This window comes from Cryobacterium arcticum (assembly GCF_003185895.1).
GTDB classification, from domain to species: domain Bacteria; phylum Actinomycetota; class Actinomycetes; order Actinomycetales; family Microbacteriaceae; genus Cryobacterium; species Cryobacterium arcticum.
In genome coordinates, this window is the sequence record NZ_QHLY01000012.1 from 1,784,997 (window position 1) to 1,798,107 (window position 13,111).

Genomic DNA, 13,111 nt, shown 5'->3' on the forward strand with positions numbered 1-13,111 from the left:
GCGTGGCGCAGCTGTTGATCCTGACCTCGGCATTGAACGACGAAGTTCTACCAGCCCTGGCGTTGCTGTCTCACAGCACACGACTCATTCCGGCACAGCCGGATCAGCTCATCACCGCGCCCGATTCCGACCTCATCCTGGTCGACGCCAGGTCCAACCTGATGGCCGCCAAGTCGCTCTGCCAGATCCTCCGCACCACCGGCAGCAGCGTCCCGCTCCTCCTGGTGATCACCGAGGGCGGCCTCACCGCTGTCAGCCCGGACTGGGGCGTCGACGACGTGGTGCTCGACACCGCCGGCCCCGCCGAAGTGGATGCGCGCATCCGCCTCGCCGCCGGCCGCACCCCGCACAACGAACCCTCCCCCACCATCCGAGCCGCCGGTGTCGTCATCGACGAGGCCAGTTACTCGGCCAAGGTGCACGGCAAGCCGCTCGACCTCACCTATAAGGAGTTCGAGCTGCTGCGCTTCCTGGCCGCGCACCCGTCGCGGGTGTTCACCCGGGAACAGCTGCTCAGCGAGGTGTGGGGTTACGACTACTTCGGCGGCACCCGCACCGTCGACGTGCACGTGCGTCGCCTGCGCGCCAAGCTCGGCGACCAGGAATCCCTGATCGGCACCGTGCGCAACGTGGGCTACCGGTTCAACGTCTACGAAGAGGATGGCGAACGTGTCGTTCACTCTGTCGGCGCCTGACCTCTCCGACTCTGCGTTCGCGGCCCGGTTCCATGACGTCGCCGACGTGGCCGCGCACACGGATGGCTACCGTCCGTTCAACGAGCAGGCAATGCTCGACGTGCGAAGCGGGCGACGCGCCCCGCAGCTGTTGATCGAGGGTGAAGACGCCGTCGGCGCCGCCATTCTCGGCGGGGGCGAAATCGACCTCGTCGTGCACCCGCGCTACCGGGGGCGCGGCCACGCCGGCAACGCCCTGCGCCGCCTGTTCGCGGCCGAAGGCGGCATGTCGGCCGAGCTCACCGCCTGGGCCCACGGCGACCACCCGGCGGCCCGCGCCCTCGCCCTGCGATTCGGGTTCAGCGCCACCCGCACCCTGTTGCAGTTGGAACGCCCGCTCGGCGATGCCGATGCCACGGCCACGCCCGTTCTGGCTGCCGGCGTCGAGATCAGCTCGTTCGCCGACGCCGACGGCCCGGAGTGGGTGCGGCTGAACGCCCTCATCTTCCAGGCGCATCCGGAACAGGGCGCACTCACCGAAGCCGACCTCGCCGACCGGCAGGCCGAACCCTGGTTCGACGCCGGCGACCTGCTCCTGGCGCGGGACACCACCGGCCGCATCGTCGGCTACAACTGGCTGAAGGTCGAACCGGGCTTGCACACCGGAGAGATCTACGTGCTCGGAGTGCACCCGGATTCCGCCGGCGCCGGCCTCGGCCGAGCGCTGATGCTGGCGGGCCTGGCCCGGCTCCGCGAACGCGGCTGCGACAGCGTCGAGCTCTACGTCGAAGGCGAAAGCACCGGCCCGGTTCAGCTGTATCGCAGCCTCGGATTCACCGACCGCACGGCGGATGTGCAGTACCACCGCGGTCCGCGTTAACGTTCCGTTCACCGTGAGCGTCGCGCCCGGCCGACGCCGAGTGTCAAGATGGACAGATGGACGCCGATAACATCCAAACTGACTCCGGGCTCGTGAGTGACCTTGACGACGATTTTGACCCCCAGGTCGGCAAAAACGACCCCGCGCTGCCGATCGAGCGCTACCTCGACCGAGAGCTGAGCTGGCTGGCGTTCAACCAGCGGGTACTCGAACTCGCCGAGGACCCGGCACTGCCGGTGCTCGAGCGGGCGAACTTCCTCGCCATCTTCGCCAGCAACCTCGACGAATTCTTCATGGTGCGTGTCGCCGGCCTCAAGCGCCGTATCCTCACCGGGCTCGCGGTGCCGACCAACATCGGCCGCGCCCCGCAGGATGCGCTCTCCGACATCTCCACGGCCGCCCATGTGCTGCAGGACCGGCACGCGCACGCGTTCCAGGAGATCGTGCGCCCCGCCCTGGCCGAACACGGCGTGGACATCGTCACCTGGGACAGCCTCTCCGACGTGGACCGCCGGTCGCTGCGCGGCTACTTCTCCAACCAGATCTTCCCGGTGCTGATGCCCCTCGCCGTCGACCCGGCGCACCCGTTCCCGTATATCTCCGGGCTCTCGCTCAACCTGGCGGTGCGGCTGCACAGTTCCAAGACCGGCAAGCAGGAGTTCGCCCGGCTCAAGGTGCCCTCGATGCTGCCGCGGTTCGTGCGCGTCGACCGCACCGAGTCGGTCGACAAGGTGCGCTTCATCACCCTCGAAGACCTCATCGCCAACCACCTCGAGGACCTGTTCCCCGGCATGGACATCCTCGAACACCACGTCTTCCGGGTCACCCGCAACGAAGACGTCGTGATCGAGGAAGACGACACCGAGAACCTGATCAAGGCGCTCGAGAAGGAACTGCTGCGCCGCCGGTTCGGCCCGCCCATCCGCCTCGAGGTCACCGAGGACATGGACGAGGTGACCCTCGGACTGCTAGTGCGTGAGCTCGACGTCACCGAGCAGGAGGTCTACCGCCTGCCCGCGCCCCTGGACCTCGGCGGCCTGTTCGACCTGCGCATCGACCGGCCCGACCTGCACTACACGAAGCACGTGCCGACCACCGCCGCGCAGCTGCTCACCGGCGAACCCAATGAGACCCCGGACATCTTCCGCGCGATCAGCCGCGGCGACGTGCTGCTGCACCACCCCTATGAGTCCTTCGCCACCAGCGTGCAGGCATTCCTCGAGCAGGCCGCGGCCGACCCCAACGTGCTCGCCATCAAGCAGACCCTGTACCGCACCTCCGGTGACAGCCCGATCGTGGAAGCGCTGATCGCCGCCGCCGAATCGGGCAAGCAGGTGCTGGCGCTGGTGGAGATCAAGGCCCGGTTCGACGAAGAGGCCAACATCTCCTGGGCGCGCAAGCTGGAAAAGGCCGGCGTGCACGTGGTCTACGGCTTGGTGGGCCTGAAGACCCACTGCAAGCTCGCCCTCGTGGTGCGCTACGAGAAGGGCGTGCTGCGGCACTACAGCCACATCGGCACCGGCAACTACAACCCCAAGACCAGCCGCATCTACGAAGACATGGGCCTGCTCACCGCGGACGACCAGGTGGGCAAGGACCTCACCCGGCTGTTCAACGAGCTGTCCGGCTACGCCATCGAGAAGAAGTTCAAGCGCCTGCTGGTGGCCCCGCTGCACCTGCGGAAGGCCCTGCTCAAGCGCATCGCCGACGAGACCGCGAACGCGCTGGCCGGCAAGCCCGCCGGCATCCGCATCAAGGTCAACTCGATGGTGGACGAAGACATCATCGACGGTCTCTACCGGGCGAGCCAGGCCGGCGTGCCAGTGGACATCTGGGTGCGGGGCATTTGCAGCCTCAAGCCCGGCGTTCCCGGCATGAGCGAGAACATCCGGGTGCGGTCCATCCTGGGCCGCTACCTCGAGCACTCCCGCATCTTCTGCTTCCACACCCTGGGCGAACCGCAGGTCTTCATCGGCAGCGCCGACATGATGCACCGCAACCTCGACCGCCGGGTGGAGGCACTCGTGCGCCTCGTCGACCCGCGGCACCTCAGCGAGGTGGATGCGTTGTTCACCCGCGCCATGGACGAGCGCACCTCGTCGTGGTGGCTGGACGAAACCGGCGAGTGGACGAGGCACCACCAGGACGCCGACGGTAAGCCCCTGGACGACATGCAGAACCGGTTGATGCAGCAGATCGGGCAGCGCAAACGCCCGGTGAGCCGACGATGACGGATTCCGCTCCCGTCTACGCGGCCGGAGCCGTGTGCTGGCGCCTCATCGAGGGCAAAATGCACGTGCTGCTGATCCACCGCACCGTGCACGGCGACATCACCATCCCCAAGGGCAAGGTCGACCCCGGCGAGACATTGCCGGTCACCGCCGTGCGCGAGATCGAGGAAGAGACCGGGCTCGCCATCGCGCTCGGCGTGCCGCTGGGAATATCGGAATACCCGATGCCCAATGGCAAGACCAAGATCGTGCACTACTGGGCCGCCGAGGTACTGCCGGAGCACATCCTGCACTCCACCTTCGTGCCCAACGGCGAGGTCGCCGCGCTCGAATGGGTCACCATCAAGAAGGCACGCACCTACCTCAGCTACAGCCCCGATGTGGAAATCATCGACGCGTTCGCCGCGCTCGTCGCCCAGGGCATCACCAGCACCTTCGCCATCATCGCGCTGCGGCACGCCAAGGCCACCCCGCCGCAGAACTGGTCCGGCCCCGACGCCACCCGCCCGCTGACCGAACGCGGTGTGGCCCAGGCCGCCGCGCTGGCCGGCACCGTGGGCGCGTGGCATCCGCAACGCATCTTCACCAGCACCGCCACCCGCTGTGTCACGACCGTCGCGCCGCTGTCTGCGGCGACCGGCGTGCCGTTCAAGCGCACCGACCTGATCAGCCAGGACGACTGGGAGCAGGGCACCTCGGATGTGCGCCACACCGTGGGCAAACGGGTGCGCGCCCGCAAGACCGCCGTCTTGTGCAGCCACGGACCGGTGCTGCCCGACATCCTGCGGGAGATCGCCCTGGCGACCGGCTCACCGATGACCCAGAAGTTGTCGCACGCCAGCGCCTTGGCGCCCAGCGGTTTCAGCGTCGTGCACCTCTCCAGCGACAATCCGAGCGCCGGCATCGTGGCCATCGAGAGCCACTCGCCGCGCCTCTAGCTCACCGCACACATGCGGCCGCCGCCCGCAGATCCCACCGGGTCTGCGGGCGCTGTCGTGCGCCCGGTGAGGGCCAACGGTCGCCACTAGTCGTCGGATGCCGTTTACCTCCCGTTCACCATCAGGGAGGATTGTCGTTAACCACGAGGATTAGTTTCTGACGAGGGCCAGCACCGGCCCTTGTGCGCAGAATTTCGTCTGCGTTCGTTTTCCTTGCATTCGACCTCAAAAGGATCCTTGTGAATCTCATGCGTATTGGCCGCCCGGCGGTCATTGCCATTGCCGCAGCCCTCGTTCTTTCCTCCTGCGCCTCGAACGAAACTCCCGCCAGCACGGGTAGCGACGAGCCCGCCGAGAGCACCCTGTCCGGCACGCTCAACGCTGCCGGCGCTTCGTCGCAGGGCTCGGCCCAGGAAGCGTGGATCTCCGCGTTCCAGACCGCCAACACCGGCGTCACCATCAACTACGACCCGTCGGGCTCCGGCGCCGGTCGCGAGACGTTCATCGCCGGCGGTTCTGACTTCGCCGGTTCCGACTCCTACCTCAACGACGACGAGCTCGCGGGCACCTTCGCTTCCTGCGCCCCCGACACCCTCGCCGTTGACCTGCCGGTCTACATCTCCCCCATCGCCGTGATCTTCAACATCGACGGTGTTGACGAGCTCAACCTCGACGCCGACACCCTCGCCAAGATCTTCAAGGGCGACATCACCACCTGGAACGACCCGGCCATCGCCGCGCTGAACGCAGACGCCACGCTGCCGGCCACCGCGATCACCGCCGTGCACCGCTCGGATGACTCCGGTACCACCAAGAACTTCTCCGACTACCTCAACCAGGTCGCACCCACCGTGTGGACCGAGAAGCCGGCCGACCCGTTCCCGTACCAGACCGGTGAGGGCGCCCAGGGCACCTCCGGTGTCGTCGACGCTGTCACCAACGGTGTCGGCACCATCGGCTACGCCGACGCTTCGCGTGCCGGTGACCTCGGTGTCGCCAAGATCAAGGTCGGCGACGAGTTCGTCGAGTACACCGCTGAGGCCGCAGCAGCCGTCGTTGACGGCTCGCCGCTGGTCGAGGGCCGTGCAGACAACGACCTCGCGATCAAGCTCGACCGCCTGACCGATGACGCCACGCACTACCCGCTCGTTCTCGTCAGCTACGCGATTGTGTGCGAGGAGTACGCCGACGCCGCACAGGGCGAACTCGTCAAGGAGTACGTCAGCTACATGGCCAGCGCAGACGGTCAGGCTGAGGCTGCGGCTTCCGCCGGCGCCGCCCCGCTGTCCGAAGACCTGCAGGCCAAGGTCGCAGCGGTCCTCGAGACCGTCAAGTAACACCTCCCACTGAGCCTGCCTCAGTCTCCGTGCCCGGCCGGGTGATTGCACGCAATCGCCCGGTCGGGCACACTGAGGCGTGGTGAGGCTCAAGTTCCACCCTTACCGGTACCACCCACCCCTTCAGGGAGACGCTCGGAATGACGACCGCAGTTGACCGTATTGCGATCAAGGCCAAGGAACGACCGGGCGACCGCATCTTCTCCACCGCCACAGTTGTGGCAGGCAGTCTGATCCTGGCCGTCCTGGCCGCCGTTGCCATCTTCTTGTTCGTGCAGAGCGTGCCCGCCTTCATGGCGGCCCCAGACGACTTCAAGGGCGACTTCTCCAACTTCTGGTCCTACGTGGCCCCGCTGGCCTTCGGAACCATCTGGTCGGCCTTCCTGGCCCTGCTGATGGCCGTTCCGGTCGCAATCGCCGTAGCACTGTTCATCTCGCACTTCGCCCCGCGCAAGCTCGCCCAGGGCCTCGGCTACCTGATCGACCTGCTCGCCGCCGTTCCGTCTGTGGTCTTCGGCCTCTGGGGCATCGGCGTCCTGGCACCCCTCGTGCAGCCGTTCTACGCCAGCCTGGTCGAGTGGTTCGGTTGGTTCCCGCTGTTCGCCGGCCCGGTTTCAGGCACCGGCCGCACCATCTTCACCGTGGCCATCGTGCTCGCCGTGATGGTGCTGCCGATCATCACCGCCATCTGCCGGGAAATCTTTCTGCAGACACCGGTGCTCTACGAGGAGGCCTCGCTGGCCCTCGGCGCCACCCGCTGGGAAATGATCACCATGGCCGTGCTGCCGTTCGGCCGGGCCGGCATCATCTCCGCGGCGATGCTGGGCCTCGGCCGCGCGCTCGGTGAGACCATGGCAGTCGCCATGGTGCTTTCCCCGAGCCCCCAGATCCTGTTCCAGCTCTTCACCTCCCAGAACCCCACGACGATCGCCGCGAACATCGCGCTGAACTTCCCCGAGGCACACGGCGTCGGCGTCAACATCCTCCTGGCCACCGGCCTCGTGCTCTTCGTCATCACGCTCATCGTCAACATGATCGCGCGCGTGATCATCAACCGCCGCAAGGCCTTCTCTGGAGCGAATTGATGACCACCATGACCGTCTCCACCCCCGTGAGCAACTCCCTCACCGCCGGCAAACTGCCCAAGAACACTCCGCTGATGGTGCTCGCCGCCAGCTGGATTGTCGTGGGCGCCATTTTCGCCGTGGTCTTCATGTCCGGCGCCACCGAGTCGTACAACTGGGTGGGCACGCTGTTCTTCGGCACCGTGCTGTATTGCGTGGTGCTGTACCTGTTCTCGTACTTCGTCGAGGGCGTGCGCCGGGCCAAGGACCGCCTGGTCACTGCACTGGTCACCATTGCGTTCGTCGTGGCCCTGATCCCTCTGGTCTCGCTGGTGGGCACCACGCTCATCAACGGCCTGCCGGCCTTCCTCACCCCGACCTTCTTCACCGAGTCCCAGCGCAACGTCGTCGGCGCCGGCGGCGGCGCCCTGCACGCCATCGTGGGCACCCTGTTCGTCACCGGCCTCGCCACCCTGATCTCGGTGCCGATCGGGCTGCTCACCGCCATCTACCTCACCGAGTACGGCCGCGGCCGGCTCGCCCGCGGCATCACCTTCTTCGTCGACGTGATGACCGGCATCCCCTCGATCGTGGCCGGCCTGTTCGCCTACGCGCTGTTCTCGCTCCTGTTCAACGACCCGGGCATCCGGTTCGGTTTCGGTGGGTCGGTGGCGCTGTCGGTGCTGATGATTCCCGTGGTGGTGCGCTCCAGCGAGGAGATGCTCAAGCTGGTGCCGAACGAGCTGCGTGAGGCCGCTTACGCGCTTGGCGTGCCGAAGTGGCTGACCATCGTGAAGGTGGTGCTGCCCACCTCGTTGGCGGGCATCGTGACGGGCATCATGATCTCGATCTCCCGGGTGATCGGCGAGACCGCTCCCCTGCTGATCATCGCCGGCTTCACCGCCAGCATGAACTACGACATGTTCAGCGAGCGGATGATGACCCTGCCGGTGTTCGTGTACAACCAGTACGCCAGCCAGGGCGCCGATTCGCAGGCCTACATCGATCGGGCCTGGGCCGGGGCGCTCACCCTGATCGTGATCGTGATGCTGCTCAACCTCGTTGCCCGGCTCGTCGCGCGCACCTTCTCCCCCAAACTCGGCCGCTGACGCGCCCGCCCTGACTTTCCAGCTTCACCAGATTCGAAGGAACACATGTCCAAGCGCATTGAAGTCAACGACCTCGACGTCTACTACAGCAAATTCCTCGCCGTCGAGGGCGTGTCTCTGACCATCGAACCACGCACCGTCACGGCCCTGATCGGGCCCAGCGGTTGTGGTAAGTCCACGTTCCTTCGCACGCTCAACCGCATGCACGAGGTCATCCCCGGCGCCCACGTGGACGGTGAGGTGCTGATCGACGGCAACAACCTCTACGGCCCGGGCGTGGACCCGGTGCTCGTGCGACGCCAGGTGGGCATGGTGTTCCAGCGCCCCAACCCGTTCCCGACCATGTCGATCGGCGACAACGTGCTCGCCGGCGTGAAGCTTAACAACAAGCGCATGTCCAAGAGCGACGCGGACGCGTTGATCGAGAAGTCGCTCAGCGGCGCGAACCTCTGGAACGAGGTCAAGGACCGCCTCGACAAGCCCGGCTCCAGCCTCTCCGGCGGCCAGCAGCAGCGCCTCTGCATCGCCCGCGCCATTGCCGTGCAGCCCGACGTGATCCTGATGGACGAGCCCTGCTCGGCGCTGGACCCGATCTCCACCCTCGCGATCGAGGACCTCATCGAAGAGATGAAGGTGGACTACACGATCGTGATCGTGACGCACAACATGCAGCAGGCCTCACGGGTCTCCGACCGCACCGCGTTCTTCAACATCGCCGGCACCGGCAAGCCCGGCAAGTTGATCGAGTACGACGACACCACCACCATCTTCTCCAACCCCACCGTGCAGGCCACCGAGGACTACGTCTCCGGCCGCTTCGGCTAAACCCGCACTCGCGTACACACAGAACGCCCGGTCGACCCCTCAGGTCGCCCGGGCGTTCTCGTCCCTCCCCCTGGCGCCTGTGGCCCCAGTCGGGCCGCGAAAGCGGCCCAACGGTCACCACAGCACTCTCGAAGCAGCCACACCCCCGCTCTCGTGAACACCTCACCTCGCGAAAGCGGGCCAACGGTCACCACGGAGGCCGCGAAGCAGCCACGGGGCCGCTTTCGCGAGAGCATCATCTCGCGGGAGGGCGTCCTCGGCCCGGGCTGCGGGCGTTAGGAGCCGGTGCGGGCCAGTAGGGACGCGTTCAGGGCGCGGGTGAACGCGAGGTCGCTGGGGAACTCCTGGCCGTCCAGAGCGGTCACTGCGACCGCCAGGCGCACGCTGGAGACCAGCCACGCCGCATCCGCCGCCCGGAGTTCGTCCACCGTGACGTCGCGGTACTCCACAGTCTCACCCCGCGCCTCGAGGTACTCGAACACGCTCTGCTGGGTTGTGCCGTGCAGGATGGCGCCGCTCGGCGCAGGGGTGATGTAGCGATCACCGATGCGCACGATGACGCTCGAGGTGGGGCCCTCCATCACGTAGCCGTCGTGGGTGAGGAAGATGGTGTCGTCGGCGCCGCGGCGCTTGGCCTCCCTCAGCGCGGCCATGTTGATGGCATAGCTCAGCGTCTTGGCGCCCATCAGCAGCCACGGTGCCTGCTCGGCCACACCACGCGGGTAGCCGCGATCGAGGGTGACCACGCGCACGCCCTGTTCGCGCACGGCGGTGAAGTCGGTGGCCCCGGTGGCGTGCAGCCAGGCGGTGGGCGCGGGCCCGTGCTCGACGCCGCGGCTGAGTACGAACTTGAGCGCCAGCTCGCCCTCGGCGGGAATGCGTGCGACCGTGTACGCGATCGCAGCCCGCCACTGGGCCGGGTTGGGCACCGGCAGGTCGCAGATCTGGGCGGAGTTGATGAGCCGGCTGATGTGCGGCTCCACCTCCTGCGGGTGCCCGTTGACCACGCTGAGGGTCTCGAAGATGCCGTCGCCGCGCTGGGTGCTCAGCTCGGCGACCCGCAGCGCCGGGGCGCCGGAGTCGATCTCATGGAACGTGTCGACGAAGTCGGTTCGGGTGGAGTCGGCCGGCTCCGGGTCGATGAGCAGCGTGAACGGCAGGGTCATGTACCGAGACTACCCACTGGCCCTGTCCTCGACGAGCCTGCGCGAACCGGCAGTTGGGGGCAGTGCCGGGCCGTACAACTGCTCCCAATTGCCCTCTCGGCGAGAGCGACCCCAGCGAGAGGACAGTTCGGCACAGTGCGGGGCAGGATTACTGCCCCCAACTGCCTTCTCGTCGGGGCGAACAGGCGCTGGCTAGCTCTGGATGGCCACGATCGGGTCGGTGGTGGGCTGGTCGGAACCGCCCGCCGGCTCGACGGTGACGCCCACGGTGTCACCCGCCGTCATGGTGCCGTCGAGCACCCGCCAGGAGGTGCCAGAGCCGGTGGAGTCGAACGTGCCGGCCGAGATCGGGCCGCCCTCGCCGATGTACCAGAGCTGGTAGTCCTGGTCGTCGCCCAGGGCAGGCAGGTCGTCGACGATGATCGCCGACAGGCCCAGCTCCCCCGACCAGACCAGGGTAGCTTCCTGGCCGTCGGCGGTCTCGGTCGACGCCCGCTGGGTGTCGGGGGCCGCGTTGATCTCGGCCAGGCTGGCGGCCTGCTGATCGGCGAACTGATCGTTCGGGTTGCCGTAGATGGCCTGCCCGGCGAAGGTTCCACCCACGAACAGTGCCACGGCAGCGGCCGCGGCCACGAGGTAGCCCGCCGGGCGCTGGAACCAGCGACGCTGGGCGCGTTCGCCCGCTGAGGTGCGTGGAGCCGCGTTCGGCGCCGCCGGAGCGGCAGTGGGCGCGGTGGCGTCGGAAGCCTTGGGGACCGCCGTGAGGGGCGCGCCGGGAGCCGGCGGCGCATCCGTGACTGCCGGACTGTCGGCAGCCGGTTGCGCCGGAGCGCTCAGCGGCGGCAGCTGCGGGGTGGAAGCCAGCTTGGCCATCAGGCTCGCCTTGAGCGCGCTGGAGGGCTGCACAGGGGCTGCGGAGAGGCCAAGGGCCACGGCGGTGTCGCTGAGCTCTGCCGCCTCGATCCGGGCCTGCTCTGAGCGCTCGAGGTAGCGCTCGTACTCTGCGGCCTCCTCGGCGCTGAGCGCGTGCAGGGCGTAGGCACCGGCCAGGTCGGCCGGATTGTCGGTGGAACCGTTGCCGGTCACGTTGTCAGACTGGTCGCGGTCGGTCATGACGCCACCCCCAATTCATCTCGCAGCCGGATTAACCCGTCGCGCAACCGGGTTTTCACGGTGCCGAGCGGGATGTGGAGGAACTCGGCGACCTCACGGTGACTGTAACCGCTGAAGTACGACAAGCTCACGGCTTGTCGTTGCAGTTCGGTCAGTCTGGACATCGCCTTCTCCACCCTTTCGTGCTCAATGCGCACCTCGACGGTTTCGGCGACGTGGTCGTACGGCACCGCAAGGTCGCGGATGCCGATTTTGGTATCCCGTTCGCGGCCGGCCTGCGACGACCGAATCCGGTCGATCGCACGTCGGTGCGCCATGGTCATGATCCAGGTCGAGGCCCCGCCACGCTGCGACTCGTACCGCGAAGCCGTCTGCCAGATCTCCAGGAAAATCTCCTGGGTCACTTCTTCCGACTGGGCGTGATCGATCAGCACGCGCTTGACCAAGCCAAGCACCCGCGGAGCGATCTGGTCGTACAGCTCTCCGAACGCCGCCTCGTCCCCTCCGGCTACACGGGCGAGCAGCTCTTCTTTCGAAGGCGCTGTCGACGCGGCGTCGAGGTTGAATTCAGCAGTCATGAGATCCAGCATGTCAGGTCCAGTTCCCTTCCATGCAGAGGGTTCGGTACCGAGTCCCCGTTGGATTGGTCTGGAGCGAAAGATGTTGTAGGCCTGTGACCTGCGCTGGGCGCGGGACGTGCGGGCAGAATGAAGGCCGGACCGCAGAACGCCTCTCGGCGCGAGGCCGTTCTAGACGGCGAATATTGGAGCCCGGGGTTACTGCGGTCCGGCCAGCATCAAGTGTAAACGACAACCGACGGATGTTCATTCCCGCAGGTGTCGAGACTCAGGATCTTTTCGGCCGGGGCCCTATTCGAGCGAGTCGCTGCGCCACAACCGGGCGCAGGAGGCGAATTCCTGGGCGGTGGTGGAGAACCGCAGCGCCCGCGTGGTGAGTTCGCTGGATCGGCCGGGCTCGGTGGTGTCGAAGTCGTCGGCGACGCTGGCGCAGCCGGCGCCGATTACCCGGCAGAACGCGGCTGCCCGGTCCAGGGCGATGGCGAAGTCGCCGGTGAACAGGCCGCGCAGGATCTCGTCGGCCAGCAGGATGATCTCGGCCGGCCCGGTGGGCACCGCGGCGCCCGCGACGACCGGGTCGATGGTCACGGCCACGTCGATACCGCGCTGATACAGGTAGGCCGTGCCCTCGGCATCCTGCCGGATCAGCAGGCGCACGAGGTAGATGCGCCAGAGCGCGCCGGGCAGGCTGCGCGGTGTGGCCCGCGACCAGAGTTCGGCGACGGCGTCGATGCCGTGTTCGTCGGTGTAGCCCACCAGGCGTTCGACGACGTCGGGGTCTGGGCTGTCCCGCACTCGTGCGAGCAGCGCCTGCGCCGTCTCGTGCGCGATGCGGCTAATCTGCGCCGGGTCTTCGCCGCCCTTGATCGACTCGAACTTCGAGCCGGAAAATTGGGTGGGCTTGTGGAAATCGTCGGCCATCACGCTCCTCCTGGCTGTGTCGGTGTCGGCGGCAGCTGCGGCGCCGGGTGTGGGGTGGTGATTGTGCGAGTCGGGTGTTCGGGCCGGCTGCATCACTGGATGCCTCCACGCTAGTCACAAAAACCGTCGCGCAATCCACGCTAAGTTATTAACCGCGGGCCTCTAGCTCAGTTGGTAGAGCAAAGGACTTTTAATCCTTGGGTCGTCGGTTCGAGCCCGACGGGGCCCACCATAGTTTCACTGGGAAGCGGGTTTCTACCGCTGGCTGCCAGCGG

12 protein-coding genes and 1 tRNA gene are annotated in these 13,111 nt (G+C 67.2%); 9 read left to right on the forward strand and 4 right to left on the reverse strand.

The window, feature by feature from the left end:
• The first annotated feature begins 2 nt into the window (after window positions 1-2).
• From CTB96_RS18140 to pstB, 8 genes are all read left to right on the forward strand, one after another.
• A complete protein-coding gene (locus CTB96_RS18140; protein WP_110128176.1) occupies window positions 3-695 on the forward strand; it encodes a winged helix-turn-helix transcriptional regulator in 693 nt (230 codons plus the stop codon).
• The gene (gene mshD, locus CTB96_RS18145) at window positions 670-1,554 is read left to right on the forward strand and encodes a mycothiol synthase (protein ID WP_248283443.1); all 885 of its coding nucleotides are present in this window, start codon (window positions 670-672) and stop codon (window positions 1,552-1,554) included. Before CTB96_RS18140 ends, mshD begins: the two co-directional genes overlap by 26 nt.
• A 56-nt stretch (window positions 1,555-1,610) precedes the next feature.
• Window positions 1,611-3,785 (forward strand): RNA degradosome polyphosphate kinase, encoded by a 2,175-nt coding sequence (locus tag CTB96_RS18150; RefSeq protein WP_110128178.1) that lies wholly within the window; start codon window positions 1,611-1,613, stop codon window positions 3,783-3,785.
• Window positions 3,782-4,723: an NUDIX hydrolase gene (locus CTB96_RS18155; protein ID WP_110128179.1), complete on the forward strand. Its 942-nt coding sequence runs from the start codon at window positions 3,782-3,784 to the stop codon at window positions 4,721-4,723. Before CTB96_RS18150 ends, CTB96_RS18155 begins: the two co-directional genes overlap by 4 nt.
• Window positions 4,724-4,962: 239 nt before the next feature.
• Window positions 4,963-6,060 (forward strand): phosphate ABC transporter substrate-binding protein PstS, encoded by a 1,098-nt coding sequence (gene pstS / locus CTB96_RS18160; RefSeq protein ID WP_427846498.1) that lies wholly within the window; start codon window positions 4,963-4,965, stop codon window positions 6,058-6,060.
• A 140-nt stretch (window positions 6,061-6,200) separates the two neighbouring features.
• On the forward strand, window positions 6,201-7,145 hold the full coding sequence (pstC, locus tag CTB96_RS18165) for a phosphate ABC transporter permease subunit PstC (protein WP_110128181.1): 945 nt from the start codon (window positions 6,201-6,203) through the stop codon (window positions 7,143-7,145).
• The gene (pstA, locus tag CTB96_RS18170; protein WP_110128182.1) at window positions 7,145-8,233 is read left to right on the forward strand and encodes a phosphate ABC transporter permease PstA; all 1,089 of its coding nucleotides are present in this window, start codon (window positions 7,145-7,147) and stop codon (window positions 8,231-8,233) included. Before pstC ends, pstA begins: the two co-directional genes overlap by 1 nt.
• Window positions 8,234-8,278: 45 nt before the next feature.
• Window positions 8,279-9,058, forward strand: coding sequence for a phosphate ABC transporter ATP-binding protein PstB (pstB, locus tag CTB96_RS18175; RefSeq protein WP_110128183.1), 780 nt, complete (start codon window positions 8,279-8,281; stop codon window positions 9,056-9,058).
• Between the two features lie 275 nt (window positions 9,059-9,333).
• Here the strand turns inward: pstB and CTB96_RS18180 are convergent, their stop codons facing one another.
• From CTB96_RS18180 to CTB96_RS18195, 4 genes are all read right to left on the reverse strand, one after another.
• On the reverse strand, window positions 9,334-10,224 hold the full coding sequence (locus CTB96_RS18180) for an aminodeoxychorismate lyase (protein ID WP_110128184.1): 891 nt from the start codon (window positions 10,222-10,224) through the stop codon (window positions 9,334-9,336).
• 192 nt (window positions 10,225-10,416) lie between these two features.
• The gene (locus tag CTB96_RS18185) at window positions 10,417-11,337 is read right to left on the reverse strand and encodes an anti-sigma factor (protein WP_110128185.1); all 921 of its coding nucleotides are present in this window, start codon (window positions 11,335-11,337) and stop codon (window positions 10,417-10,419) included.
• Window positions 11,334-11,915, reverse strand: a complete 582-nt coding sequence (locus tag CTB96_RS18190; RefSeq protein WP_248283444.1) for a sigma-70 family RNA polymerase sigma factor — start codon at window positions 11,913-11,915, stop codon at window positions 11,334-11,336. Before CTB96_RS18190 ends, CTB96_RS18185 begins: the two co-directional genes overlap by 4 nt.
• A gap of 291 nt (window positions 11,916-12,206) precedes the next feature.
• Window positions 12,207-12,836, reverse strand: coding sequence for a DNA-directed RNA polymerase subunit beta (locus CTB96_RS18195; RefSeq protein ID WP_110128187.1), 630 nt, complete (start codon window positions 12,834-12,836; stop codon window positions 12,207-12,209).
• Window positions 12,837-12,992: 156 nt separating this feature from the next.
• Between CTB96_RS18195 and CTB96_RS18200 the strand changes: the two genes are divergently transcribed.
• Window positions 12,993-13,068, forward strand: a tRNA-Lys gene (locus CTB96_RS18200).
• The last annotated feature ends 43 nt before the right edge of the window (window positions 13,069-13,111 follow it).

Excerpts from the sequence above, each read along its gene's own strand:
- CTB96_RS18180 (WP_110128184.1), bottom strand. The coding sequence starts at position 10,224 with ATGACCCTGCCGTTCACGCTGCTCATCGACCCGGAGCCGGCCGACTCC.
- CTB96_RS18150 (WP_110128178.1), top strand. The coding sequence starts at position 1,611 with ATGGACGCCGATAACATCCAAACTGACTCCGGGCTCGTGAGTGACCTT.
- CTB96_RS18155 (WP_110128179.1), top strand. The coding sequence starts at position 3,782 with ATGACGGATTCCGCTCCCGTCTACGCGGCCGGAGCCGTGTGCTGGCGC.
- CTB96_RS18190 (WP_248283444.1), bottom strand. The coding sequence starts at position 11,915 with ATGACTGCTGAATTCAACCTCGACGCCGCGTCGACAGCGCCTTCGAAA.
- pstC (WP_110128181.1), top strand. The coding sequence starts at position 6,201 with ATGACGACCGCAGTTGACCGTATTGCGATCAAGGCCAAGGAACGACCG.
- pstB (WP_110128183.1), top strand. The coding sequence starts at position 8,279 with ATGTCCAAGCGCATTGAAGTCAACGACCTCGACGTCTACTACAGCAAA.
- CTB96_RS18185 (WP_110128185.1), bottom strand. The coding sequence starts at position 11,337 with ATGACCGACCGCGACCAGTCTGACAACGTGACCGGCAACGGTTCCACC.
- CTB96_RS18195 (WP_110128187.1), bottom strand. The coding sequence starts at position 12,836 with ATGGCCGACGATTTCCACAAGCCCACCCAATTTTCCGGCTCGAAGTTC.
- pstA (WP_110128182.1), top strand. The coding sequence starts at position 7,145 with ATGACCACCATGACCGTCTCCACCCCCGTGAGCAACTCCCTCACCGCC.